Source organism: Pseudomonas sp. R2-60-08W, from assembly GCF_003852335.1.
Classification (GTDB): Bacteria; Pseudomonadota; Gammaproteobacteria; order Pseudomonadales; family Pseudomonadaceae; genus Aquipseudomonas.
On sequence record NZ_CP027731.1, the window covers coordinates 2,164,697 to 2,190,425 of the forward strand.

25 protein-coding genes and 1 pseudogene are annotated in these 25,729 nt (G+C 58.7%); 15 read left to right on the top strand and 11 right to left on the bottom strand.

Annotated elements, in window-relative coordinates:
* Window positions 1-14 precede the first annotated feature (14 nt).
* From C4J90_RS10005 to C4J90_RS10015, 3 genes are all read left to right on the top strand, one after another.
* Complete coding sequence (locus tag C4J90_RS10005; RefSeq protein ID WP_124403729.1) at window positions 15-1,622, top strand: bifunctional 3-(3-hydroxy-phenyl)propionate/3-hydroxycinnamic acid hydroxylase; 1,608 nt, start codon at window positions 15-17, stop codon at window positions 1,620-1,622.
* A complete protein-coding gene (locus C4J90_RS10010) occupies window positions 1,619-2,398 on the top strand; it encodes a 2-keto-4-pentenoate hydratase (RefSeq protein ID WP_124362233.1) in 780 nt (259 codons plus the stop codon). The genes C4J90_RS10005 and C4J90_RS10010 overlap by 4 nt, the downstream gene beginning before the upstream one ends.
* A 75-nt stretch (window positions 2,399-2,473) precedes the next feature.
* Window positions 2,474-3,415 (top strand): helix-turn-helix domain-containing protein, encoded by a 942-nt coding sequence (locus tag C4J90_RS10015; protein WP_124362234.1) that lies wholly within the window; start codon window positions 2,474-2,476, stop codon window positions 3,413-3,415.
* Here the strand turns inward: C4J90_RS10015 and C4J90_RS10020 are convergent.
* The 6 genes from C4J90_RS10020 to C4J90_RS10045 form a co-directional block, all read right to left on the bottom strand.
* A complete protein-coding gene (locus tag C4J90_RS10020) occupies window positions 3,404-4,324 on the bottom strand; it encodes an ABC transporter six-transmembrane domain-containing protein (protein WP_124362235.1) in 921 nt (306 codons plus the stop codon). The genes C4J90_RS10015 and C4J90_RS10020 overlap by 12 nt on opposite strands.
* A complete protein-coding gene (locus C4J90_RS10025; RefSeq protein ID WP_124362236.1) occupies window positions 4,312-4,674 on the bottom strand; it encodes a hypothetical protein in 363 nt (120 codons plus the stop codon). The genes C4J90_RS10020 and C4J90_RS10025 overlap by 13 nt, the downstream gene beginning before the upstream one ends.
* 42 nt (window positions 4,675-4,716) lie before the next feature.
* The gene (locus tag C4J90_RS10030) at window positions 4,717-4,926 is read right to left on the bottom strand and encodes a hypothetical protein (RefSeq protein ID WP_124362237.1); all 210 of its coding nucleotides are present in this window, start codon (window positions 4,924-4,926) and stop codon (window positions 4,717-4,719) included.
* 48 nt (window positions 4,927-4,974) lie between these two features.
* Window positions 4,975-6,066, bottom strand: coding sequence for an ATP-binding protein (locus C4J90_RS10035; RefSeq protein WP_124362238.1), 1,092 nt, complete (start codon window positions 6,064-6,066; stop codon window positions 4,975-4,977).
* Window positions 6,063-6,791, bottom strand: a complete 729-nt coding sequence (locus C4J90_RS10040) for a response regulator (protein ID WP_124362239.1) — start codon at window positions 6,789-6,791, stop codon at window positions 6,063-6,065. Before C4J90_RS10040 ends, C4J90_RS10035 begins: the two co-directional genes overlap by 4 nt.
* 169 nt (window positions 6,792-6,960) lie before the next feature.
* Window positions 6,961-7,788 (bottom strand): helix-turn-helix domain-containing protein, encoded by an 828-nt coding sequence (locus C4J90_RS10045; protein WP_124408606.1) that lies wholly within the window; start codon window positions 7,786-7,788, stop codon window positions 6,961-6,963.
* A 185-nt stretch (window positions 7,789-7,973) separates the two neighbouring features.
* On the opposite strand from C4J90_RS10045, the gene C4J90_RS10050 reads away from it, so the two are divergent.
* From C4J90_RS10050 to C4J90_RS10070, 5 genes are read left to right on the top strand one after another with little or no spacing between them, the layout of a single operon-like run.
* The gene (locus C4J90_RS10050; RefSeq protein ID WP_124403730.1) at window positions 7,974-9,113 is read left to right on the top strand and encodes a tyramine oxidase subunit B; all 1,140 of its coding nucleotides are present in this window, start codon (window positions 7,974-7,976) and stop codon (window positions 9,111-9,113) included.
* A 33-nt stretch (window positions 9,114-9,146) separates the two neighbouring features.
* The gene (locus tag C4J90_RS10055; RefSeq protein ID WP_124362241.1) at window positions 9,147-9,569 is read left to right on the top strand and encodes a RidA family protein; all 423 of its coding nucleotides are present in this window, start codon (window positions 9,147-9,149) and stop codon (window positions 9,567-9,569) included.
* Between the two features lie 58 nt (window positions 9,570-9,627).
* Entirely contained in the window at window positions 9,628-10,920 is a 1,293-nt protein-coding gene (locus tag C4J90_RS10060) for an FAD-binding oxidoreductase (RefSeq protein ID WP_124362242.1), read from the top strand.
* A gap of 34 nt (window positions 10,921-10,954) precedes the next feature.
* Window positions 10,955-11,800, top strand: a complete 846-nt coding sequence (locus C4J90_RS10065; protein ID WP_124362243.1) for an alpha/beta fold hydrolase — start codon at window positions 10,955-10,957, stop codon at window positions 11,798-11,800.
* Entirely contained in the window at window positions 11,797-13,077 is a 1,281-nt protein-coding gene (locus tag C4J90_RS10070) for a multidrug effflux MFS transporter (RefSeq protein ID WP_124362244.1), read from the top strand. Before C4J90_RS10065 ends, C4J90_RS10070 begins: the two co-directional genes overlap by 4 nt.
* A gap of 88 nt (window positions 13,078-13,165) precedes the next feature.
* On the opposite strand, the pseudogene C4J90_RS10075 reads toward C4J90_RS10070, so the two are convergent.
* Window positions 13,166-14,017: pseudogene (locus C4J90_RS10075) on the bottom strand (MFS transporter); the annotation flags it as partial.
* 44 nt (window positions 14,018-14,061) lie between these two features.
* On the bottom strand, window positions 14,062-14,982 hold the full coding sequence (locus C4J90_RS10080; protein WP_124403731.1) for an SMP-30/gluconolactonase/LRE family protein: 921 nt from the start codon (window positions 14,980-14,982) through the stop codon (window positions 14,062-14,064).
* A 228-nt stretch (window positions 14,983-15,210) separates the two neighbouring features.
* On the opposite strand from C4J90_RS10080, the gene C4J90_RS10085 reads away from it, so the two are divergent.
* The 6 genes from C4J90_RS10085 to C4J90_RS10110 all read left to right on the top strand — a co-directional run bounded on the left by C4J90_RS10085 (window position 15,211) and on the right by C4J90_RS10110 (window position 21,410).
* Entirely contained in the window at window positions 15,211-16,242 is a 1,032-nt protein-coding gene (locus C4J90_RS10085) for an ABC transporter substrate-binding protein (RefSeq protein WP_164487526.1), read from the top strand.
* Between the two features lies 1 nt (window position 16,243).
* On the top strand, window positions 16,244-17,056 hold the full coding sequence (locus C4J90_RS10090; RefSeq protein ID WP_124403733.1) for an ABC transporter ATP-binding protein: 813 nt from the start codon (window positions 16,244-16,246) through the stop codon (window positions 17,054-17,056).
* Window positions 17,049-17,921: an ABC transporter permease gene (locus C4J90_RS10095; RefSeq protein ID WP_124403734.1), complete on the top strand. Its 873-nt coding sequence runs from the start codon at window positions 17,049-17,051 to the stop codon at window positions 17,919-17,921. The genes C4J90_RS10090 and C4J90_RS10095 overlap by 8 nt, the downstream gene beginning before the upstream one ends.
* A 91-nt stretch (window positions 17,922-18,012) precedes the next feature.
* Entirely contained in the window at window positions 18,013-19,302 is a 1,290-nt protein-coding gene (locus C4J90_RS10100) for an OprD family porin (RefSeq protein WP_372237496.1), read from the top strand.
* A gap of 21 nt (window positions 19,303-19,323) precedes the next feature.
* Window positions 19,324-20,349 carry an amidohydrolase gene (locus C4J90_RS10105; RefSeq protein WP_124403736.1) on the top strand — a complete coding sequence of 342 codons (1,026 nt, stop codon included), beginning with the start codon at window positions 19,324-19,326 and terminating at the stop codon, window positions 20,347-20,349.
* A 329-nt stretch (window positions 20,350-20,678) separates the two neighbouring features.
* On the top strand, window positions 20,679-21,410 hold the full coding sequence (locus C4J90_RS10110) for an IclR family transcriptional regulator (RefSeq protein WP_124406848.1): 732 nt from the start codon (window positions 20,679-20,681) through the stop codon (window positions 21,408-21,410).
* On the opposite strand, the gene C4J90_RS10115 is transcribed toward C4J90_RS10110, so the two are convergent.
* The 3 genes from C4J90_RS10115 to C4J90_RS10125 all read right to left on the bottom strand — a co-directional run bounded on the left by C4J90_RS10115 (window position 21,393) and on the right by C4J90_RS10125 (window position 24,798).
* The gene (locus tag C4J90_RS10115; protein WP_124403737.1) at window positions 21,393-22,310 is read right to left on the bottom strand and encodes an amidohydrolase family protein; all 918 of its coding nucleotides are present in this window, start codon (window positions 22,308-22,310) and stop codon (window positions 21,393-21,395) included. The two genes, C4J90_RS10110 and C4J90_RS10115, sit on opposite strands and share 18 nt — an antisense overlap.
* A gap of 87 nt (window positions 22,311-22,397) precedes the next feature.
* Complete coding sequence (locus C4J90_RS10120; protein ID WP_124403738.1) at window positions 22,398-23,726, bottom strand: MFS transporter; 1,329 nt, start codon at window positions 23,724-23,726, stop codon at window positions 22,398-22,400.
* 79 nt (window positions 23,727-23,805) lie between these two features.
* Window positions 23,806-24,798, bottom strand: coding sequence for a hydroxyacid dehydrogenase (locus C4J90_RS10125; RefSeq protein ID WP_124403739.1), 993 nt, complete (start codon window positions 24,796-24,798; stop codon window positions 23,806-23,808).
* Window positions 24,799-25,042: 244 nt separating this feature from the next.
* Here C4J90_RS10125 and C4J90_RS10130 point away from each other — a divergent pair, with 244 nt between their 5' ends.
* Window positions 25,043-25,717, top strand: coding sequence for an RraA family protein (locus tag C4J90_RS10130; RefSeq protein ID WP_124406849.1), 675 nt, complete (start codon window positions 25,043-25,045; stop codon window positions 25,715-25,717).
* The last annotated feature ends 12 nt before the right edge of the window (window positions 25,718-25,729 follow it).

Here is a 25,729-nt window from a genome sequence, read left to right on the forward strand (position 1 = left end):
AGCGGTGAATAGCGATGAAGCAGGAGAAGACCCAGGTTGTCATCGTGGGCGGTGGCCCCAATGGCATCACGGCCGCGCACTATATGGGAATGTACGGTATCGACTGCATCGTCCTTGAACTGGCCGACGGCATCCTGCCTTATCCCCGTGCCGTGGGCATGGACGATGAGGCATTGCGTGTGTTGCAGGGCATCGGTATCGCCGAACTGGCGGTACGCGACATGATTTGCGATGTGCCGCTGCGCTACTACAACGCGCGCGGCGTGTGTTTCGCCGAGGTCAAGCCAAGTGCTGCCCACTACGGCTGGCCGATGCGCAATATTTTCATGCAGCAACTGCTCGAAGGCACCTTGCGTGAGCATCTCGGGCAGCGCGCCAGCGTCGAGTTGCGCCAGGGCCACGAACTGCTCGAACTTGCGCAGGACGATCAGGGCGTGACCCTGCAGGTGCGCGGTGCCGACGGCGAGACCTACCAGCTTCAAGCCGACTATGTGATCGGTGCCGACGGCGGTCGCTCCACGGTGCGTAAAAAACTCGGTATCGAACTGCTGGGGCTGACCCATCCACGCAAATGGGTGGTGGTCGATACAGCCAACGACACGCTGGACGCACCCTACACCGCGTTGCATGCCGATCCGCAGCGGCCTTTCGTGTGCATCTATTTGCCGTACCAGCAGCGGCGCTGGGAATTCATGCTGATGGAGGGCGAGGACGAAGCGAAAATGTGCGAAGAGGCAACGATTCGCAAGCTGATCCACGGGCATATCGGCGATGCCGTAAACGACCTCAATGTCATTCGCATTCGTGCCTATACCCACCACTCGCGCGTCGCGGCGCGCTTTGTCGAAGGGCGTGTGGCGCTGGTGGGTGATGCGGCGCATATTTCTCCGCCCTGGGCCGGGCAAGGCCTTAATTCCGGCCTGCGCGATGTGGCCAACGTGGCCTGGAAGCTCGCGGCGATTATCCAGGGGCGTGCGGCGCCCTCGATCCTGGCCAGTTACGACCAGGAACGCCGTGGTCACGCCACTGAACTGGTAGCCCTGGCCGACAATATGGGCGCCGTCCTTGGCTTGACCAACCCGCTGATGGCAGGCGTGCGCGACTGGCTGTTCCAGGCAGTCAACAGCGTCGACAACCTGCGTTCGCACTTGCTGGAGTTCAAGTTCAAACCCAAGGCGACCATCACCAAAGGGCTGGTCTATCACGAGCGGGCCGAATTGCGTGAGGATGATCTAGTCGGGCAACTGTTCATCCAACCGAATATCGAAGATGCGCAAGGTCAGCGCCGGCGCCTGGACGAAGTCCTCGGCAACAGCTATGCCGTGCTGGGTTACCGCGTGAATCCGCGCGAGCACCTCAGCGAACCGATGGCGGATTATTGGGCACGTTGGGGCACCTGTTTCATCCAGGTCAACCGGTCGCGCAGCGGCGTGGGCCGAAACCAGCCGTTGACGGCCAGCGACGCCGTGAGTGTGGAGGACGTGGATAACCGCCTGGGCGAATGGTTCTCCAAGGTGCGTGACTGCATCGTGGTGGTGCGTCCGGACCGATTTGTCGCGGCGATTACCACTCCGGAGCGGCTTGATGGCGTACTGCGCAAACTGGCGGAGCAACTTTCATGAGTGGCGCCAACGCACTGCTCGGCCAACTGTACGAGGCCTGGCGCACCGCCCAGCCCATTGCACCGTTGCCGCCCGAGGCGCTGGACCGGCTGGAAGGCTACGGTCTGCAGCTTCAGGGGCTGGCACGGCGCCAGGCCGGCGGCGAGCGGCTGAGCGGTTGGAAGGTCGCCTTTGCAGGCCGCGCGGCGCAAGCGCGCTTTGGCCTCGACGAGCCGGTGTATGGCGGCCTCACGGCGGTCATGGAGGTCGAGCCGGGCAGCACGGTGTCATTTGAGCGGTTGATTCAGCCCAAGCTTGAGGTCGAACTGGCGTTTGTGTTCGGGCGCACGCTGGTAGCGGGCGACTACGGGGATGAGGAGATTCTGGCGGCCATCGCCGAGGTGGCGCCGGCGTTCGAGATCGCCGACTGTCGCTGGCAGGGCTGGCATTTCGGGCTTGGCGCGTTCCTGGCCGATAACGCCGCCGCGGCACTGTACTGTGTAGGGCAGCCTGTGCCGTTCGATCCTGTCCGGCATGCGTGCGTGGCGTATCACTTGGAGCATGAGGGTGTGTATCTGGGCAGCGGCGATACCCAGGACCGAGAAGACAGCCCCCTGTTCAACCTGTGCTGGCTGGTGCGGCGCTTGCTGGCCGATGGTCATCGCGTAGAGGCCGGGCAGGTGGTGCTTTCCGGTGCGCTACTGGCGCCGATGGATATTCACCCAGGCACTTATCATCTGCACATGCTTGGCACGGAACTGGCTTTGGTTTTCCAGGCGGACGTTGCGCCTGTGTAACGCCAACCGATGTCACGGATGACTGAGCCACCTTCAGGCCAAAAGCAAGAACCCGGCCGCCGAGGAATGACGAATATGCTCGCTGAAGTCCGAACCTTCAATGACTCTCAACAGCACGCCGGCTCGATCCAGGGTTGGCAGCAGGTCTATGACCAGCTCGGTCGCGGCTGCCTGACCAGTGAGCTGCGGCAACTGACCGGTGATCGCTTCCAGATCTTCCAGGAGGTGCTGGACAAGCGGGTGGTGCAGCATGGCCGTTCGCCCCAGGGCCGCTTGTGCGCAGCCATGTCACTGGGCAACCCTCCGGTGGTCCAGGGGCAACGGGTAAGCGCGCAAAGCGTGGTGCTGCTGCGTGATGCCGAAGAGTTCGTGCTGCATGCGCCGCAAGGCACGCATTTTTTTGCATTCAACGTCGATGCCGTGCGTTTCGCCAAACTGGCGGCTTTCGAGTTATCCAATGATCAGCTCAAGCGTTTGACCAGCGTGCCCGCGCTTAACGTGGATGAACCGTCACTGCTGCGCATTCGTCAGCGCATTCACCTATTGTTTCGTCACTTTCTGGAACACGCGGACGCCATCAGCCCGGCGTCGGAAAAAATCCTGGAAGATGAGCTGCTCGGTGCGTTCCTCGATCTGTTCACCCACGCAGGCGACGAAGTGCGTGGCCGGCGTGGCAATTTCGCGGTCAGCGCCTATTTGGTCAGACGCAGCCAGGAATTGATCATTGCTAGTGGCGATACCCCGCTGAGCATCCTGGACCTTTGCGAGCAGTTGCGCGTCAGTCGCAGAACCCTGCAGAACAGTTTTCAGGCAGTGACCGGTATGCGGCCAGTAGAGTACTTGCGCAATTTGCGTCTCAACGCGGTCAGGCGACGCCTGATCGCAACCTGCCCGAGCAAGAAAAACGTCGGTGAAATCGCCGTGGCCATGGGTTTTTTTCACCTGAGCCATTTCGCCACGCATTACCGCGAGCTGTTCGGCGAATCGCCGTCGGAAACGCGCAGGTCACCGCGCTGAATCCGCCAGGCCTGGGTCCACCCGCTTGCCGATGTCCTTGAGCCGCGCCAGTTGGTCGATCATCGAAGGCGCTTCATCCAGGCAACTGACGAAGGTCCACAGGTAGGTCATCACCGCGTAGATATGCCCGGCTTTCACCGCTGGCGCCAAGGCCAGTTGGGTGATCGCGACCACGAACAGCAGCGCCGCCAGAATGCCAATGGACAGGAACGCCACTGCTTCACGGTCCGATAGCCCGATGCGCAGCCGCGACAGCACCTGATAGTGGCGGTGCAAGGTATGCGCCCCGACCGTTTCCACCAGGCCGATTTCCTTTTCCAGCCGATTGTTCAAGCGCTCATGCAAGCGTTGGTTGCGCCGCGCGAAGCCCGGCATGAGCGTGACGCATAGCAGCAACGCCAGCAGACAGGCCAGGCCGACCCAGGGCTCGATCACCAACAGCATGCCCGCCGCCCCGACGATCGACACCAGCGCGGTGGCGATTGTCGGCACGTGCTTTTCAAAAAAGTCGACGAAGTCGCGCGCCAGCACCACCCGCGCCGCCGCCTTGGAGGTGCTGTGGCGTTGCAGGCGCTGGTTGAGAATTACCGGTACCGCAAGGTCGGCGTAGATGCGCGTAAAGGTGCGCGTATCCAGCGCCCGCCGCGCCGCGCCAACCACCCAGAAGCCCAATACCACGGCGGCATACCACAATGCACTGGCGGCATCGCCGCGGATGATCGAGTCCACGGCAAACCCGGCGAACAGCGGGTAGGCCAGCAGCAGCGCATTTTCCAGTGCGACCAACGATAAGGTGCCGAACAATTTACCGGGATAGGCCCTGGCGATGGCCTTGAGGGTCTGGCTGGCAGATTGCTGTCCCAGTTTTTTACTTTCTTCGAGCAGAATCGGCGGTGTTACGGATGCCATGGTGCACCTGTGTCGCGCGTTGCGCGTTGATGAAAGTCGCGGGAGATGCCGAGCCGATGACGCGCTTCGTCGGTCATCAACAACAGATCGATCTGGACTTCTTCGATGATGATTTCCAGGGTGATCAGGATGCAGATGGTCGGCGCTGTCAGCAGCCAGTGATAATAGGATTGGGTTATCAGCGATGCACATACGCCCAACAGCCACAGGGCCAAGACACAAGAAGGCGCGTACTTTTGCAGGGGAATACAGAAGCGCTGCACCTTTTTGAGTTTGAATGTGTAGAGCGTCAGTGACGCTTCCAGTTGTTTAAGGGCGATAGGCATCCGCGCTGAATGCAGTGTCGGCATAACAGTTATCCACGTTGGAACGTTAAACAAGGGTGCCAGGCATTACACGGTGTGGCTGATCGCTGCCCGGCGTTCAAGGCCTGGCAGCGTTTGATTGAGCCAGGCGAGATTGACTGCTTCGACTTCCATCCATTCACCTCTGTTGGGGATTTCTTCGCAACTCATGAATGCGATACAACGTCCTTGTAGGTCCAGTAAGGCAAAGTGGCGATATTTAATTGCTCTTTTGAATAAAGAGATACGGAGACGCATGCCATCACCTTGGTGGGTGTTAATAGAGCAAACTTCGCTTCAAGGTTGTCAGGGTTCGATATTCAAAAGGGTTGCCGTTGGCCAACTGAGTTCAAATAAAGTGCCGCCATTTACAAGTGTTCGACAGGCCACGGCGCCGCCATGGGCCAGCGCGATCGAACGCACCACGGCCAGGCCCAGGCCACTGCCGCCCTGGGCGCGGGAACGCGAACTGTCGCCACGCTGAAACGCATCGAAAATAAGGGCGGCGAACGGCTCGTCGACACCCGGACCCTCATCCGCGACCCTCAGGAAATTGCCGCGCTCGTCACTGCCGAGCTGAACGCTGACGTTGCCCGGCGTGGCATGCCGGCGGATGTTGTCCAGCAGTGCCAGCAAGGCCTGGCGGATGCGGGCGGGATCGCAGTGCACGGGGCCCTTGCGCAGGTCCAGCAGCAGGACGAAACCGGCACTGTTCAGGCTGGGTTCGAACAACCGCGCTTCGGCCTCCAGCGCGTCGGCCAGCTCGACATGCTTGATTTCCAGCTTCAGGTAGCCGTTATCCCCCATGCCCACCACGCGCAGATCTTCAACCAGGCGCGTCAACCCTTCGACCTGGCTGAGGAGACTATAGAACTGCGAAGTGTCAGGCTTGAATACACCCTCGGCCAGGCCTTGCAGACGGCCGCGCAGGATGGTCAGCGGGGTGCGCAGTTCATGGGCAATCGCGGCGTTCCAGAAGGCTTGTTCTTCGGCCATGCGTTTCAATCGGTTCGCCATGCTATTGAAGTCATTCACCAGGCGGGCAGCTTCGCCCGGAGAAACGTCTGGCGCCACTGCCCGTGCATCCAGGTCGCCGTCGGCCAGGCTGCGCAGACTGGCCGCCACCGAGTTCAGCGGCATGAGAATGCGTCGGGACAATTTGACGGCCACCGCCACGCCGACGCCCAGGCTGACGCAGGTAATCAAGCTCATCCAGGCCCATTCTACGCCACTGGGCAACCATTCATCCGCCTCCAGCTCCAGCTGCGTCGGGGGCGACAGGGTCCAAAGCAATGCATAGAACACATAGGTGCCGACGACCGCGAGTGCGATTACACACAGCACCACGGCGGTCATCGACAAGATGATCTGCCGGCTCATGCTGTTGCTGACGTTCATGCCTGGCTCCCGAACCGGTAGCCGACGCCCCGGATGCTGGCCGGCACGCCGCGCATGCCGAGGTCTTCGATCTTGCGGCGCAATTTGCTGATATGGCTGTCGACCGTACGCTCCAGGCTGTCGCTCTCAGGTGAGCAGAGCACCAGCAGTTCGGCGCGGCTGAACACTCGACGCGGCGACTTTGCCAACTGCGCGAGCAACCTGAATTCGGTCACCGTCAGTTGCAACGGCTGTTTTTGCGTGCCGATGCGCACGCTTACCTCATGGTTGTCGATGTCGATCTCGAATGGGCCGACGCGCAGCACACTGTGGCCGCTGCCATGTCCCTGATCGGCGCATCGGCGCAGTACTGCCTGGACCCTGGCGATGACCTCCGCCGGGTTGAAGGGTTTGACGATGTAGTCATCGGCGCCTATGCGCAGCCCCATGAGCTTGTCCATGTCCTGATCCTGGGCCGTCAGCATGATCACCGGCGTGTTGCCGCGATGACGAACTTCCGCCAGCACCATCCAGCCGTCCAGCTTCGGCATCAGCACATCGAGCAGCACCAGATCGGGCTTGAGCGCCTGATGCAGCTCAAGCGCGCGCCGCCCGTCCTGCGCATGCACGGTTTTAAAGCCGGCGCGCTTGAGATAGGCCGCGAGGATATCGGCAATCTCCGGCTCGTCTTCGGCGATCAGGATCAGCGCCTGGTTGGCGCTCGATGCAAGGGATGATTCAGTCATGGTCTGCTCGGTCGATGTGCTATGCCGTGGCTCAATGCTGCAACGGTGCGCAGTTTTTCAGCAACGGATTGGATGATGCCTCATCAGCATGCACGTTCAGCGTAGGGTTTATGGAGAAATGATGGAGACCGAAACTTAATTTCCCGGCGAGGGAAGGGAGGGCGGGGTTTCAGGCGAAGCTGATGCGCTCGTTATAGGCGTTTCGCAGCATTGTGCGTTGGTATTCGCAGGGCGTTGTACTGACCAGTTTCTTGAAGTCGCGCAGGAAGTGCGACTGATCGGAAAAGCCCAGGTCCAGGGCGAGTTCCGAAAACGATACATCGTGCTGGGTATTCAGGGTTTCCAGAGCCGCCTGGCAGCGGATGATCCGGCAGAAGGTCTTGGGTGACAGGCCAGTGTCCTGGCTGAACTGGCGATGAATGCTACGGCTGGTGTAGCCACTGAGGTGTTCAAGCTGTTGGATGCGCAGGTCGCCGCGGTGGGCGAGCGCCTGTTGAATGACCATGGCCGTCAGCTTTGAGGTCCTGCCCATCAAGCGCGGGATCAGGTAGTCGTTGAACAGCTTCATTTGCTCCTGCAACTGCGGGGCCTGGACGATGCTCTCGAAAATGCGCTGGGCAAATGCAGACACTTCCAGCAGGTCCCATTCCTGTTCGGTCAGGTCCTCGGCCAAGACGTTGATGAAACCCGGAATCACCCCCGGCGAAAAGCGCACGCCGAAGTAATGATGACCCTGCAGCAACTGGACCCGCTGCGCCTCCAACGGCGTGCCACAAATCCTCACGGTGGGGCGCGTGGCATCACAGTCGAACACGATGTCCACACAGCCATCCGGGACCGCCAGCAGGTCGGCCGAGTCGGCAACGTCAAAGGCATAGAAATGCGAAATCGCCGGGTGATCGGAAGGCACTACCGAATACCGCGATGAGTTGAGCACGAACCAGGGTTGTTCGTACGCGGTGTGGTGCCGCAGCGTCGGCGCGCACAGGTTGACCATCATAGCACCTTCAAGTGGAGACATCCGGGAATAATCACGCATTTATCGCGCCAGTACGTGCGCGCGGAATGCACCGTGATGTCCGAAATTTACAATACCGCCGAAATTCGCCCGCTGATACTCAAGGTCGATAGCGTGGGAGCAGCGCCTACCGCAGCGATATTACCTCCAGTCCGAGAATAATTATGTCCATTACTAAAAAAATAGACTTCATCTACCTGTCCGAGCAGGACATGATCCGCGCTGGCGTGACCGACATGCTCGCCTGTGTGAACACCATGGAAGAGATGTTCGGCCTGCTGTATAGCGGCGACTATCGCATGGCCGGGCCGAACAATGATTCCCACGGCGCCATTGTGATATTCCCGAAGGATTCGCCGTTCCCGAACATGCCCAAGCCCACCGCTGACCGGCGCATGATGGCGATGCCGGCCTACCTGGGCGGCAATTTCTGCACTGCGGGCGTCAAATGGTACGGCTCCAATATTGCCAACCGCGAAAAAGGCCTGCCCCGCTCGATTCTGATGTTCACCCTCAACGACCCCGACACCGGCGCGCCGCTGGCGCATATGTCCGCCAACCTGCTGTCGGCCTATCGCACCGGCGCGATCCCCGGCGTGGGCGCGCGGCACCTGGCCCGCAAGGATTCAACGGTGGTCGGTCTGCTCGGCCCGGGTGTGATGGGCAAGACCACGCTCGCCGCATTCATCGCCGTTTGCCCGCAAATCGATACGTTAAAGATCAAGGGCCGAGGCGAGAAAAGCCTGAACGATTTTATCGCCTGGGTGAAGGAAACCTACCCCCAGGTAACCACGATTAAAGTGGTCGATAGCCTCGAAGAAGTGGTCCGTGATTCCGACCTTGTTACTTATTGTAGCTCCGGTAAGACGGGCGACCCCTCAATCTACCCAATCGTTAAACGCGAGTGGGTCAAACCGGGGGCCTTCATGGCGATGCCGGCATCCTGCTCCCTGGATGAAGGGATGGAGCGTGCCGACGTGCGCAAGGTGCTGGACAACACCGGCCTCTACGAAGCCTGGTTCGAAGAATTGCCCAAGCCTGCCCACCACTGCGTGCCGGTGATCGGGGTGCGTTTCATGGACATGATCGCCGAAGGCACGATGCAACCCGAACAGCTTGAAGACATCGGCAAGATCATTGCCGGCGATGCCCCAGGGCGCAGGAACGATGAAGAAATCATCATCATGTCGGTCGGCGGCATGCCCGTGGAAGACGTGGCCTGGGGCACCGTGGTGTACCGCAATGCAATCGAAAGAGGCATCGGCGTGAAACTGAATCTGTGGGAAACCCCGGAGCTGCGCTGAGCCATTTCCTATACAACTGAAGAGACCTTCGACATGACAAAAATCATCAAGCTCAAGACCGGTTCCCCGTTTGAAGACCAAGCCAGCTATTCGCGCCTGGTGGTGGTGGACAACTGGATCTATGTTTCCAACACCGCCGGCCGTAACCCTCAAACCAAATTGATCCCGGAAGACGTCCTCGAGCAGGCGCACCAGGTCTTCGCCAACATCGAAACCGCGCTGGCCGCCGTCGATGCCAGCCTGGCCGATGTGGTGTGCTCGCGCGTGTTCATCCAAGACCCCAAGGATGTGCCGGCGGTGATGGCCTTGATCGGCGAGAAGTTTCGCGGCGTCGATCCGGCCAGCACCGTTACGTGCCCGCCGCTGGGCTCGACGGTCTACAAGGTGGAATTGGAAGTGACGGCTTATCGCAACGCTTCCAAGGCGCAAGTCGACGTCATTCGCCTGTCGCAGTAACCCGTTACGTGGCTGTGCGCGTGCGCGGCTGACCTTAATTGCTTATCGAGTCTTGATCATGGCCCCGACGATTGCGCCCGTGGATACGTCCACCGTGTTTCCCACTGCGACCTGCGTCGTCATTATCGGCGGCGGCATCATCGGCTTGACGGCTGCACTGACGCTGGCCGAACGCAATATTCCGGTGGTGGTGCTGGAAAAAGGCCGTATTGCCGGCGAGCAGTCCTCGCGAAACCTGGGCTGGGTGCGCAAGACCAGCCGGCACGCGCACGATATACCGCTGGCCCTGGCCGCAGACCGCTTGTGGGCGCAAATGCCCGAGCGGGTGGGCGCGGATGTGGGCTATCGGCAAGAAGGCATCATGTTTGTCGCCCGCAACGACACGCAAATGGCCATGCATGAAGGTTGGCTCAAGTCGGTCGAGCATCTGTCCCTTGATTCTCGATTGCTGAGCAAACGCGAGATCGAACAATTGGTGCCGGGCGGCGAGGGCGACTGGGCCGGCGGGATCTACACGCCGTCCGACGCGCGTGCGGAGCCGACCCTGGCCAGCAGTGCGATTGCCAAGGCGGCCATGGCCCTGGGCGTGGTGATCATCGAGCAATGTGCGGTGCGTACGCTGCAGATGTCTGCCGGCAAAGTCAGTGGCGTGGTTACTGAAAAAGGCGAGATCCGCTGCGATCAGGTATTGCTCGCCGGCGGTATGTGGTCGCGGCGTTTTTTGGGCAACCTCGGTGTGTCCTTGCCGACGCTGGCCTTGACCTGCTCGGTGTTGCGTACCCATCCGATGCAGGGCCCTACTGAAATTGCCGTGGGCGCGCCGGACTTTTCGTTTCGCAAACACAAGGACGGCGGCTTCATCATTACCCAGCGTGGCAAGCTGGACGCCTTCCTGACCCTCGATCACCTGTTGCTTGCCAAGCAATACATGCCGCAATTTCGTGCGCAGCGCAGCGTGTTGAACGTGTCGCTGGGCAAGTATTTTTTCAACGACCTGGCGCTGCCCCGGCGTTGGTCGGCCGACAGCATCAGCCCGTTCGAGCGTGTACGCACGCAAGACCCCGCCGCCAACCCGCGGCTGAACAATGATGCGATGAACAACCTCAAGGCGGCCTGGCCGGTATTCGAGCAAGCCCGGATCGCTCAAGCCTGGGCAGGCACCATCGATGTGACCCCGGATTCCAACCCGGTAATAGGCCCGGTCGCGCAAATTCCCGGCCTGACCGTGGCCACCGGTTTTTCCGGGCACGGCTTTGGTACTTCACCGGCGGCGGGTCACCTGGCGGCGGATATTGTCAGCGGGCACGCGCCCATCATCGATCCCAGCCCTTATCGCTTCGATCGTTTCTAAGTCGATCCAGGCCCTGCACTCACGGAGCAAAATCATGTCCCCAGACAGCCGCTTTTTCACCAATCGCGCCGGCTTGCGTTTGCATTTTTTACGTTGGGGCGACCCGAGCGGCGTGCCGCTGGTGCTGTTGCATGGCTTGCGCGCCTATGCACAGACCTGGGAGTCGTTGGTCGAGGCGTTGGGGGGTGGTTATTGCATCTACGCCCTCGACCAGCGCGGTCGCGGGCTGAGTGACTGGGCCCCGGCCGCGAGCTACCACACGCAGTCTTATGTTGAGGATCTTGAGGACCTGATCGCCCATGTGGATCTGCAGCGTTTTGTCTTGCTGGGGCACTCATTGGGTGGGGCTAACGCTCTCGAGTATGCGCGGCAACATCCGGGTCGTTTGGATGGCTTAATCATCGAGGACATTGGCCCCGGCTCCTCAAGCCAAGGCGATGGCGCTGCGCGTATTCGCCGCGAGATGGGCCAGACGCCGTTGCACTTCGACAGTTGGGAGGCGGCCCGCGCATTCTGGAAGGCTTCACGCCCGGGCTTATCGGAGCAGGGCCTAGCGTCGAGGCTGACATATTCGATGCAAAAGTGTGACGGCGTGATTGCCTGGCGCCATGATCAGCAGGGGATCGCCGAGGCACGGCTGAGTATCGAACCGACGGATTTGTGGCCAGCGGTGCGCGCGCTGGATTGCCCAAGCTTGTTCATTCGCGGCAGCTGCTCGGACTTTCTGCCCCCCACGGCGCTGCAGGCGATGAGGGCCAGCAACTCGCACGTGCGGACGGTGGAGGTCGCCGACGCCAGTCACTATGTTCACGACGATCAAGGTGCTGTATTCAATGCGCTAGTTGCAGACTTTCTTGCAAGCCTTGCGCGCTCCGAATGAAGCCCACTTTGCGCTTGGTTGCTCTGCTGGCCTCGCTGACGGCCTTCGTGCCTTTTTCTATCGATACCTACCTGCCCAGCCTGCCGCGGATTGCTGTTGAACTGTCGAGCAGCACTGCTCACGTGCAATATACGATTAGCATTTTCCTCGCTGGCTTGTGCCTGGGCATGTTGTTTTATGGTCCGCTGTCGGACCGCTATGGGCGGCGCCCGTTGCTGCTGGGAAGCCTGGTGCTGTACGGTCTGGCGACGCTGGGTTGCCTGTTTGCTGCAAACATCGAGCAACTCATCGCCTGGCGCTTTATCCAGGCGCTTGGCGGGGCCGGTGCAATGGTGCTGGCCAGGACTGTGGCCAGAGATCTGTACGGCCTGGCGCAGGCCGCGAAGGTGCTGTCCTGGATGCAAATGCTGACGATGATGGCGACGCTGGTCGCACCAATGGTCGGCACCTGGCTGGTACTGATCGATGGTTGGCGCACCATATTCGCCGTGCTATTCCTACTATGTGGGCTGTGCCTGCTGATGGTCAGCGTGGGCTTAGAAGAGAGCCTGTCGCCGCAGGCTCGAAGCACCTCTGTGAAAGCGGCGTTTGCGGCCTATCCGAGTATTCTCCGTCAACCCCGGGCAGTGGCATTGATCCTATGTATGTCACTGACGTTTGGCGGTGTGTTCGCCTTTATCACCGCTTCGCCCTTTGTGTACGTGGAGTACTTCGGTGTGTCGCCGCGCACGTTCAGTGCGCTGTTTGGCCTAAATATTTTAGGCATCATCATGGTGAGCTTTATCAATGCCCACTGGGTCAATCGCCTGGGGCCACCACGTATGCTGGGGTTTGGCGCAGTTGTGGCGGGTGGAGCGGGGCTAGCGTTAATGGTCGCGGGATACACGCAGTGGGTCGGCCTGACCAGTATCGTGTTGTGCCTAATGCTGTACATGGGTGTCACCGGGTTGCTGGGGGCCAATTGCACGGCAAGCCTGATGAATATGTTCCCGACGCAGGCGGGGGCAAGCGTCGCACTGGGGATCTCAATGCAGTTCGCCTTCGGGGGGCTGGCGAGCCTGTGGGTCAGCCGCATAGCGGACGGCACGCCATGGCCGATGTGCCTGGTGGTGGGCTGTTGCGGGCTTGGCTGCCTTTTGGCATACGGCATTGCGCGGTGCGCGCCGGCGATGCCTGCTGACGCCGCATACCCGTTATCTGATCGTTATTGCCGAGATTGCACGGACGAAACCCGGTGCGTTGCTCATCAACACCGCGCACGTCCCGTTGGTGAATGACAACGCGGTGTCCGACGGCCTTGCAGCTGCCAGCGATTGCGCCTACCACGTAGGGCAGGGCGACGACAAAACCCAGAGCTCCACTGGAGATGCCCAGGCTTTTGATGATTTGCGGGAGCCAGATACCGATACCGACCGAGCCCACGATGCAGCAGAAGTTAATGGCCGCGAGCGTGAATACTTTCGGATTGGTCAGGGCTGCCCGCAACGTGTTGCCATGGGAGGCGCCAATTGCTTTTTGCTCTTCAGACAGGCGATTGTTGAGCCAGGTTTTTTCGCGATCCGATAACCACCGAGCCTTCAAGGGAGTGTCTACCAGCAAAAAGAGGCACGCGATGCCCAGAAGTACAGCGGGCAGCGCTTCGGTAATGAGCAGTAGCTGCCAGTTCTGTAACCCCAAAACGCCGTGTTGTTCGAGCAACCAACCCGACAGCGGTGAACCGACGATGTTCGCCACTGGTATGCCGAGCAGGAATGCGGCGGTCGCCTTGGCGCGCCACTTACCCGGGAACCAGTAGGTGAAGTACAGATAAACCCCTGGGGTGAATCCGGCCTCGGCAACCCCCAGCAGGAAGCGTGCAATGCTGAAGCTGATTGGGCCGGTAGCGAACGCCGTAGCCATGGAAATGAGGCCCCAGGTAATCATGATGCGAGCAATCCATATCCGCGCGCCAAAGCGTTGCATCAGGAGGTTGCTGGGGATTTCAAAAATGAAATAGCCAAAGAAGAATAGACCGGCGGCCCATCCAAACATCGTTGCGGTCAGCCCTAGATCCTTGTTCATGCTGATCGCCGCGAACCCTACGTTTGTGCGGTCGAGATAGCTGATGACATAGCAGATAAAAATGAACGGAACGACGCGCCACAGGATGCGGCGCATCAGGCGCTCACCCTCGGCGTCATCAAGCGGCGCAGAGTTGCTCTGATTGTCGTAAGTCATGTTGTCACGTCTCTTATAGTTGTTGTGTGAACTGCACTGCGGATTCAGGCATGGGAGTACATCGGCAATCCGGGTGCGGCGGTTTCGACTTGCAGAATGCTCCCGGTTTCGGACTCGACAATGAACAGCGTCTGACCGTCCTCGCCACCAAACGCCAGGTTGGTATTGCTGATGCCCGCGCAAGAAACGATGCGTTGCAGCGGTTCTGCCACTTTCGAAAGTTTCCAGACGGAACCGAAGCCCGTGTGCGCAATGTAGAGATTGCTTTCTGCATCAAGCGCCAGCCCATCGGGGCCGCCGAGGCCTCCGTGCAACTGGGCGAAGCCCCCGACCTTGCCAACGATTGATCCGTTGCCAAGCGGGATACGCCAAATCTGTTGGGCGCGAGTGACTGCAATCAGCAGGTGATTCAGGTTGGGGTCGTAGACGATGCCGTTGGGGCTCGGGACGGTATTGAGCAGGCAAGTCAGGTTGCCATTGATGTCGAGTTTGTAAACCCGACCGCTCGCATCCTGCAGGCCGGTTTGGCCTTGATCGGTGAAGTACAGGTCACCATTCGGCGCGAAGACGAGGTCATTCACGCCCTTGAACCCTTCGGACCCCGCCGACGCCAGAAATGGCTGAATATCGCCGGTTGTCGGATCGAGCACCATGATCCCGTGCTTGTAATCCGTGATGAAGATGCGCCCGTCCTGGTGGATTTTCAGGCCGTTCGGCCACCCGTCATAAGTGCATACCAGTTCCCATTCGCCGAGAGGGGAAACCCTGAAGATGCGCCCGTTGGGGATATCGGTCACATACAGGCGACCTTCTCGATCAAACGACGGCCCTTCCAGAAACGAATCTATTGCTCGACCTTGGCGGTTGGCATTCGCCCAGGCCGAGGGACGTGCGTTGCGAAAGTGGTCCGGCAGACGCGTGAACACGCTGGTCTGGAGGGTCGGTGGGGCGGCAAAAAAACTCATTTTCGCTCCTGGCGGCGGGATGGGCGTGGTCGCCCATGAATTGTTATTAATCTTGTTTAATGCAATGTCGTTTCAAAATAAAACAATTTCTGACGAAAGGCGATCTGTCTATGTCTAAAAAATAGAATTTAGATCAGGTAAATCCACGAGCTTGACGACGAGTTCGCTTTGTGTGCCATATAAAAAGAAATGGCATTTCAAAAAAACAAAAATAATGAGGTCGTCCGTATGCTCCGTTCGTTCCGGAAAAAGGGTTGTCGCCCTGCGTTATCCGCTTGCTTCGCCTCCATCACTTGCGCGCTTTTAGCTGGCCCCGCATGCGCTCAAACCGAGCAGGATAAAGTCACGCTCGCCATCCAGTACGGCTATGCCTACCTCCCGGTCACGGTCGCCGACAAGCTGGGTATGTTCCAGGCCCATGCCAAAGCCCATGGTCAAGCGCAAACCACCTTTGAAATCAAACGCATCAGCGGTTCGCCAGCTATCAATGATGCCTTGCTCAGCGGCAATGTGGACATCGGAGGTTATGGCCTTTCAGGGACTCTGGTGGCTTGGAGCAAGACCCGTACTTCACTGGATGTCCGCGTGCTCTGTGGCCTTGTGGCGGGTGACAACGGTCTTTTCGTCAATGATCCTTCTATCAAGTCCATTGCGGACTTCAAGCCCGACGACAAGATCGCGGTCAGCTCTCCAAGCGGTCAGCAGGCACTGTTGCTGCAAATGGCTGCGGAGCGCCAATTCGGCCCCGATGGGGTGCACCGATTGGACAACCTCATGGTAAGTCTGCCGCATCCCGATGCGACCTCGAGCTTGCTTAATAGAACAGGGGTCAAGGCTTACATCGGGCCAAACCCTTATAGCTATCAGCTTTCCCAGGACCCGCGTGTCAGCAAGCTTTTCGACTTTTCCACCGAACTGAACCTGCAAATGACCAGTGGCGTGCTGACCAGCACCGGGCGTTTCGTCAAGAAAAACCCAGAGCTTAGCGCTGCGGTAGTGGCCGCCATCAGCGAGGCCAACGATTACATCCGTAAAGAGCCGCGTAAGGCCGCAGAACTGTTTTTAGCCAGTGAGTCTTCAAGTCTTTCAGTTGACCAAGTGGAGGCGATGCTGCGTCAAGTGAGTGGCGAGTGGTCGGTGCAACCTCACGGCGTCATGGCGCTGGCAGACTTCATGGTGCGTTCGGGGGCGCTCAAAACCGCTCCAAGTGACTGGCGACAGGTGTTCTTCGCGCCAGTATCCGAAGGGGAGGGTAGCTGATATGGGGGCTCTCTCATCCCTTTCTCGTCCTGAGGTCGCGACCCGCGCGCTGCTCACCGTCGAGAACGTAACGTTGCAGTACAAGACGCGCGAACAGTTGATCACGGCTACTCATGGGGTATCTTTTAATGTGCAGCGCAATGATCGTTTTGTGCTGCTGGGACCGTCGGGTTGCGGTAAGTCGAGCCTGCTCAAGAGTGTGGGTGGGTTCATCGAGCCCGCCGCCGGGCAGATCTGCCTGGAGGGACAGGTTGTGCGCGAACCCGGTCCGGATCGGATGATGGTGTTTCAAGAGTTCGATCAACTGATGCCATGGAAGACCGTTCTTGACAACATCATGTTCCCGCTTCGGGTATCCGGCCGCTTTCCACGCAATGAGATTGTCGAGCGCGCCACGCGTGCAGCCATAAAGGTGGGGCTTGAAAAATTCAAGGATGCCTACCCGCATCAGCTCTCCGGAGGCATGAAGCAGCGTGTGGCTATTGCCCGAGCCCTGGCGATGGAGCCCGCCGTCTTGTTGATGGACGAGCCGTTTGCAGCGCTTGATGCGCTCACTCGACGGCGCATGCAGGAGGAACTCTTGGCGTTATGGGAGCAGGCGCCCTTCACGCTGATGTTCGTTACCCATTCCATTGACGAGGCCATCGTGCTGGGTTCGCGGATTCTAGTGCTGACCCCGCATCCCGGACAGGTGCGTGCCGAGCTCGACGCAAGTGCATTCGGCTTTGCCGAGCAGGGGTCGCCAGCCTTCGGGGCATTTCAGCAGCGTATCAATCGAATGCTCTTTGGTCACAGCGAGACTGCTCATGAATAAGCAAGTGATTCAAGCACGTCCAGATATCGAGTATGCCCCTGTCAGAACCGGACAGGTCGGTGATATTGCCCGTCGCCTGGGGCTGGTGGAGCGTCTTTACGCCAATGCTGGCGTGCGACGATCACTGGTATTGGTGGTGCTGGCGTTGATTTGGGAGGTCTATGCACGCTACCTGGGTAATTCCCTCATGTTTCCTACATTCAGCGAGACCGCTGTCGCAATGGCGCAGGATTTGGCCAGTGGGGTGTTGCCCTTGGCGGTGGCCAGTTCGCTCAAAGTACTGTTGATCAGCTACGCATTGGCTATTGCGCTGGCTGCTGTGCTCACCACATTGGCGGTCTCGACTCGGCTGGGTACTGACGTGCTGGCGACATTGACGGCCATGTTCAACCCTTTGCCAGCCATCGCCATTCTTCCATTGGCCATGCTGTGGTTTGGCCTGGGGATTCAAAGCTTGATGTTGGTGATCGTCCACTCCGTTCTCTGGGCCGTCTCACTCAATACGTATTCGGGGTTTCAGTCGGTGAGTCAAACGCAGCGCATGGCTGGGCGAAATTACGGTCTGCGTGGTCTGGGCCTTGTCCTCAGGATTCTGATTCCCGCGGCCGTACCTTCAATCCTTGCAGGCTTGAAGATTGGTTGGGCGTTTGCCTGGCGTACGCTGATTGCCGCGGAATTGGTGTTTGGTGTGTCGGGCAATTCAGGCGGGTTGGGCTGGTATGTTTTCCAGCATCGCAATGCATTGGAAACCCCCAACGTATTCGCGGGTTTACTGATGGTGATTGTCATCGGCCTAGTGGTTGAAGGGTTGGTGTTCCGCAGTATCGAAGTCCTCACCGTGCGTCGTTGGGGCATGCAGGGCTAATCAACAATAACGCCATAATAATTAACTCCGGGCGTCCACCAGGCGCTCGTTGGGAGCATTTGCCTTGAAAACCGTAATCACCTTCTCTCGACTGACGGTAGCCTTGTGTTGGGGTCTTGTTGGCGTGCATGCACATGCTGACTTTCTTAGAGATAGTCACGCCGATATGTCAATGCGTAACTTTTACTTCAACAGCGACAACCGGGACGGACCGGCCAAGCCTTCCATGATTGAGGAATGGGCCCAGGGCTTTCTGCTTGACTATCGCTCCGGTTACACACCTGGCGTTGTAGGGTTCGGTGTGGATGCCATGGGTATGCTCGGCATTACATTGGATAGCGGGCGTGGGCGTCATCCGGGCAGTTCGATGATTCCGTCCGATGGCGACGGGGCTGTAAATGAGTGGAGTCGGTTTGGCGCGACGGCCAAGTTGAAAATGAGCGAAACCGAGCTTCGGTATGGTCAGTTGATGCCAAAGATTCCGGTCCTTGTGGCGTCGGACGGCCGTCTGTTGCCGCAAACGTTCCAGGGCGTACAGATACAGTCCAGGGAGCTCAAGGACTTCACATTGATGGGTGGCGCGCTGGATCGTGCAACGGGGCGAGCCCCTACTGACCGCACCGGGCTGGCTGTGAGTGGGGGTACCCAGCAAAGCAACCGTTTTTACTTCGCCGGGGTCGATTATCGCGTTGATAAATCGCTCACGCTCCAGTACTACACCGGGCAGCTCGAGGACTATTACACGCAGAATTTTCTGGGGCTCAACCACAGTTGGAGTCTTGGCGATGTGGGTTCCCTGGCCACTGACCTGCGCTATTTCCGTACTCGCTCCGACGGGGCCAATGGCACCGCTGCCGGCCGCTCTCAAGGCTACGTGACCAGTGGCTACACGGCGGATGGGGACGGCGAGGTTGATAACAGTTTGTGGAGCGCGGCACTCACCTATCGCCTGGGTGGCCACGCTGTAACGCTGGGCTATCAGGATGTATCCGATAACAGCAATTTCGTTCAGATAAACCAGGGTTCCATCGATAAAGGCGCGGGAGGCAGCAGCCTGTATCTGTGGACCGACAAAATGCTGCTCAGTTTTACGCGTGCGGGTGAGCGCACCGGATTTGCGCAATACGCTTACGACTTTGCGGCTGCTGGTGTTCCAGGACTTAAAGCCTCTGTGATGTACCTCAAGGGGGACCATATTCAAACCGGAAGTGGAGCGGAGCAGTCAGAGTGGGAGCGAGACGTGTCGCTGGACTATGTTGTACAGACGGGCACCTTCAAAGGGGTCGGGTTCGCCTGGCGCAACGGTATGGCGCGCAGCGAGGCCGCGCGTAATGGTGATCAGAATCGCCTGATCGTCAACTACACACTGCCGTTATTCTAAACGTCCAGTCCTGGAGTGATCATGCAATCTCCCCATGCACCTGTACGACCGGATTGGCTTGCGCGGGTGCAAGAACCTATCCTCGACCCTGCTCGTTCTATTGTCGATGCGCACCATCATTTGTGGGAACGACCTGGGCAGCGATACTTGGCCGAAGACTATTTGGCCGATGTAACCGGCGGACATCGAGTGGTTGCGTCGGTTTACATTCAGTGTCGTTCGATGCTGTCCGTCGATGACGCTGAACCTGTTCAGACTTTGGGTGAGGTCGAGTACGCCAATGGCGTTGCGGCGCACAGTGCGAGTGGGCTGATGGGGGATTTACGCATGTGTGCAGCCATTGTCGGCGGTGCAAATCTTTTATTGGGTGATGATGTCGCGCCAGTCCTGGAGCTGATGCGGCACAGAGCAGGAAATCGATTCCGGGGTATACGCAATACCACCGCCTGGCATGCTGATCAGCGGCTTGTATCGAACCCGAAACCTGCGCCTCCCGGCTTGCTGCAAGTGCCGGCGTTTCGGCGGGGAGCCGCTCATTTGGCGCGACACGGTCTCAGCCTCGATGTATGGGCTTATCACACTCAGTTGGACGAGGTCGTAGAGTTGGCGAAGGCTTTCCCTGAACTCATCATTGTTGTGGATCACTTGGGCGGGCCGTTGGGCGCGGGCCCCTATGCTGGAAGACGGGATGAGGTCTTTGTTCATTGGGCTTCTATGCTGGTGCGGCTGGCGCGGTATCCGAACATAAGGATGAAACTCGGCGGTCTGGGCATGAGAGTGGCAGGTTTCGATCTGGATGCGCAGCTTGATCCTCCTGGCTCCTCTGAGCTTGCCCAACTCTGGAGACCCTACCTGATGCATGCGATCGAAACGTTCGGTGTCGAGCGCTGCATGTTCGAAAGCAATTTTCCGGTGGATAAAGGGATGTTCAGCTACCTTGTGTTGTGGAATGCCTTTAAGCGAGTGGTTTTCGACTTCACTGACGACCAGAAGGACAGGTTGTTCAGTGGAACGGCTGGCGAGGTGTACCTGGGGGAGGGCAACTGACGGCGGTATTCCAACTAAACGCTCGGTCATGCGTCCGCGACGCTTCACCATCGCACCGATGACGAAGATCAACCTGGCCCACGCATCACGGCATAGGTATTTACACAGCGTTCAAAGGCTGGAAAATCCCTCTGTGGTCAGCGGAAGGCCCCGCAGAAGTGCGGTGATCAGCAGCAGGGTGTTCTCCCCAAACGACTATTCCAGTACGACCAAACCCACCCTTGGCTACGCAATAGTCACGGGGATGGCGAGGAGACTATCGTTGTAAGATAATGGATTTTCCTGCCCTGACAGTTTTTCAGACGGGCCCAGCAATAGAGGTATATTCGATGGTAAAGGCGCGGCCGCGTCCAGCGGTGAACGGTGTGGCTTCGGCTGACCGAGTCTTGACCGTTCTGTCTGCATTTCGAATCGGCGATTCTGCGTTGAGTCTGGTTGAGCTGGTGGCACGAACGGGGCTCATCAAGAGCACGATCATGCGCTTGATGGTTTCGCTTGAAAACCAAGGCTACATCACGCGGATGACCGACGGGCGTTATCAGTTGGCCAGCGAGGTCATGAGGCTTAACGCGGTGTATCAGGAGTCGCTTGATCTTGAGCGTCATGTGATGCCGCGACTGCTGCACCTCTCCGGTCAAACGGGTGAGACCGTTTCTTTCTATGTTCGCCATGGCGCCTATCGGATGTGTCAGTACCGCGTGAATTCTTCACATCGCCTGCGACTCAATATGCAGCCTGGCGATATGCGTCCCATGGACGAGGCAGCTGGAGCCCAGGCGTTGCGGGCACCTTTTCATGTCGGCATTGCACTGGAAAAGCCTTACTATTCTCGCGGTGCGACGGATCCGCATGCGTCCTCTATCGCGCTGCCGATCTACGGGGGGCAGCAAGAGTTGATGGGCGCGCTCGTCATATCAGGGCCTGCCAGCCGACTGACAGAGGAGTGCGCCGATAACTTGAAGGACATTTTCTTCGAGGCTGCGCGCGACCTGATGCGCAGCCTGGGGCTAAAGCCGGCGGACGGCCAAACCGCCGGAGTGGAGTCAGAAGCCGTAAAGTGAGGTGGGGTTGTCGCGCAGAATCAATTCGCGTGTACCTGCGTCCGGAGCCCAGAACGCCAACAGATCCAGGATATTAGCGTCATCAGGTTTCTGGTCTATTGCAAGTGTCGGGTGGGGCCAGTCGCTCCCCCACAGCATACGTTCGGCGTTATGCTTGATCAGCGCGCTGGCTACCTTGCTGACGTCTTCATACCTCGGCGCCCCTGTCTTTGAACGCAAGTAAGGGGCGGACAGTTTGACCCAGGTTTTTTCATTATTCAGCAGCCGGGTGATCGAGGCGAAGGCGGCAGAGTTCAGTCCATCCGGTTGTGGCACATGTCCCATGTGATCGATGACCACCTTTGCCGCAAGCTTCGCCAATCGGGGCTCCAGATCGACCAGAAGCGGGCCGGGTGCAATCTGAACGTTCCAGCCCAGTTCATTCACGCGCAAGGCAAGCGATTCCAGGTCATTAAGTGCCGCACCGCCAACACTAAGATTAAACCGTATGCCGCGCACGCCGGCGCTGTCCAGGCGCGCCAACTCCCTGTCGGTGATTGAGCCATCGACAACCGCGACCCCGCGTGCATCGCCGCGGCTGCGAAGCAACCCATCGAGCAAAATGCGGTTGTCGGTGCCATACGTGGATGGCGTTACGATAACCATCCTTTTCATGCCCAGGCGTTTTTGCAGTTGACGATAATCTTCCAGTGAAGCATCGGGCGGGAACAAGGTTGCATTGGGTGCAGTGGGATAGTGGCCGTCATACAGGTGCATGTGGCAATCCACGCTGCCGGCCGGTGGCGTAAGCTTCGGCCTTTCATCCCCTTGGCTGAAAGGAACGTTTGCAAAAGCGCCCATGGACGCAGCAGCGCCCAGTGCACTGCCTGCTTGCAGAAAGCGGCGACGAGATAGAAGCATCGCAAAACCTCTTGTTATTATTTTTACATCGCGATACCAACGCTCCGATAGGGAAGCGCTGGCATCGTAGCCTTGATTAAGAAGTATCTACTTGGCGATCATGGACGCGCCCAGCTCGGCTTGTTCGCGCTGACGCTTGCGACCGACCACCAAAACCATGACTCCGGCCAATGTGCAGAGGGCTGCCAGCGGCATGAGCGCCAGGGCATAACTGCCGGTTGCATCGTGGATCGCACCGTAGGCATTCACCATCAGGCCGCCACCGATCAGGTTGGCCATCGCGCCGACTGCCGCGAGCCCTGCGGCGGCGGTGGAGGATGACAGCCAGCCGGAAACCAGTGCCCAGAATGGGCCTTTCATTGAGTATGCCCCGACCAGAACCATGGTGAGCATAATGACGGTCGCGATCAGCGAGGAGGTGAACAGCGTCATGAGCAACCCAGCCGCGATCAGCAACAAGGTCGTTGCCGTGTGCCAGCGACGTTCCCCGGTGCGATCGGAACTGCGTCCCCAAAAGATCATGAGTACCGAGGCGATGCCATAGGGAATGGCGTTCACCAGGCCAATCTCCAGGGAACTCAACCCGAAGGTCTTGAGCAGCTGAGGGGCCCATACGCTCATGGTGCTGCCAGCGGCGGACGCGCCCGAGTAAATCAGTGCGAGCACCCAGATGTCTTTATGGCGCAGCAGCTTCCACAAGGAGATATGCCCGATTGCAGTTTTTTTCGAGGCTTCTTCAGCCAGGCGTTTAGCCAACCAGCTACGCTGTTCATCAGTGAGCCACTTGGCTTGCTCGGGGCGATCCGTCAGCACAAACAGGCAGGCAAGTCCCAGCAATACAGCGGGTATGCCTTCTAGAATGAATAGCCAGTGCCACTCGCGCATCCCCATCCAGCCATCCAGGCTGAGCAAAAGGCCGGACAGTGGCGAGCCAATGAAGTTGGCCGCAGGAATAGCCACCATGAAGATCGCGACCATCCGTGCACGATAAGCGGAGGGCAGCCAGTAGGTGAGGTAAAGAAGTACGCCAGGGAAGAAGCCCGCCTCGGCGGCGCCGAGCAGAAATCGCATCACATACAGCGAATGGGCGCCCTGCACGAACGCTGTACCCGCAGAGATGAGCCCCCACGTGATCATGATCCTGGCGATCCAGATACGCGCGCCATATTTTTGCATGGCCAGGTTACTGGGTACTTCGAGGAGGAAATAAGCAACGAAGAACAAGCTGCTCGCGAAACCAAAAACTTTCGCCGTCAGGCCCAGGTCTCCGTTCATCTGCAGCGAAGCCATGCCGATATTGCCGCGGTCTATGATCGCGATCAAATAGCAGATGATCAGGAAGGGCAGGATTCGCCAGGCGACCCTGTGCATCGTACTGCGCTCTAGCTCGCTTATGGGGGACGTTGCTGTAGTCATGAGGCTCTCCGATTGTTATTTTTTCTGGAGTGTCGCGTTTCATTTTGAGGTTCCCGTTTTTCAGGGAAGACAGTGGGGATCACTCCACAGCTGAACAGACATCGAATAGGTGTCGGTTGACAACGCAGCGAGGATCCAGAGCCTTGCCCGCCCACACATCGAAAATCTGTTGAAGCGCAACGAGGCCTACGCGGTCGCGTGCCTCGGAGGTATTTGCGCCGACGTGTGGCGTGGCCACGAGTGTCGGCAGGCCCCAGAGTGGGCTGTCGGCAGGGGGCGGCTCCGGATTGAAGGTGTCCAGGCCGGCGCCGGCTATCTTGCGTTCGCTCAATGCCTTGACCAGTGCCCCGGTATCAATCAACTCGCCCCGGGCGGTGTTGATCAGGATGCTGCCCGGGCGCATGCGCGCCAGCTGTGCAGCCCCGATCAGATTGTGGCTGGAGTCGGTCAGAGGGCAATGCAGGCTGATGATATCGCTCTCGGCCAGGAGTCGATCGAAATCGTCCTCGCGCTCCACGTGAGCGCGTTGCGGTAGTTGCTTCAAGTAGGGGTCGTAGACCTTTACCTTCATGTTCAAAGGGGCAACCAGGTCCATCAGGATGCTGCCAATCGAGCCCAAGCCAACCAGTCCGAGCGTCTTGCCAAACAATTCAATGCCGTTCGCCGAGGACTTATCCCAGTGACCGTCGCGCATGCGTGCGTCCAGCAATGCGGTCTGGCGCGCCACGCTGAACATCAGCGCGAAGGCGAGTTCGGCCACGGACTGCGCGTTGGCGCCGGCAGCGATGCTGACCGGAATGCGATGGTCTGCGGCCGCCTGAATATCAATGGTGTTGTAACCCACGCCGTGCTTAGCAATAGATTTGAGGTTGGAGGACGCCTCAATCATGGCGCGGGTCAATTGCCCTTGGCGGACAATGATTGCATCGGGTTGCTCCGCACGGATTATCGCTTCCAGCTCTTCAGAAGAAAGGTAGGGTGTTGTGGGGATTACCCTGACGCCTTGGCTCGCGGCCAGGTTCATGGCGTCAGTGGCGAGTTCGGGCCCGGTAAGCAGGATGGTTCGGGTCATGACAGGTACCTTGTTTTTATGGTTGTGGCTGACGGTCGAAAATGATGCATTGCAGTGAGTCAACACTACCATAATGAAATGACGTTGCAATATTGATGATGAAAATACGAAGATGTGCAGATTGCTGGTGCGAATTTGATGTTGATTTTGAATAAATGAAATGTAATTCTGAAATTAAGGTTTGGCTGCTTGGCCAACGACTGCGAATAAATTCAATAAAACAACGTCAATAGAGGTAGGTCGCATGAGCATTGGATTCAGGGTTTTGGAACGTGCGCGCAAGGTCGATGCCGAGTGGGTCGCACGTTACCGGGAAGTTCCAGTGGCGAATGTCAGCGACTCAATGAACCGCATGACCGCCGGTGGCGCCAAGCTTCGTCCTATGCATCGTGCCGGTGTGCTGGCTGGCCCGGCGCTCACGGTCAAAGCCCGTCCGGGCGACAACCTCATGCTGCATTACGCACTGGATATAGCGGAGCCGGGTGATGTGGTGGTCGTCGATGCTGGGGGCGATCTATCCAATGCCTTGATCGGCGAAATGATGGTTGCTTACGCCATCAAGCGCGGTGTCGCGGGTATCGTTATCAATGGCGCGATTCGAGATTCGGCAGTCATCGGCGCGGATGATTTTCCCTTGTTCGCGGCAGGCATTTCACATCGCGGCCCTTACAAGGATGGTCCGGGTGAGATCAACGTGCCCATTGCGATCGATGGTATGGTGATTGAGCCCGGCGATCTGATTATTGGCGATGATGACGGCCTCTTGTGTGTGCCATTCGATCAAGTCGGCGAAGTCTATGAGTGGGCGGCTGCCAAGCATGCCGCCGAGAGCAAGCAGATGGAGCAGATTGCTATAGGCACCAACGACCGTACCTGGGTACTGGAATCGCTGAAGAAAAAAGGTTGCCTGCTGCCGTAATCTGCCATTGAT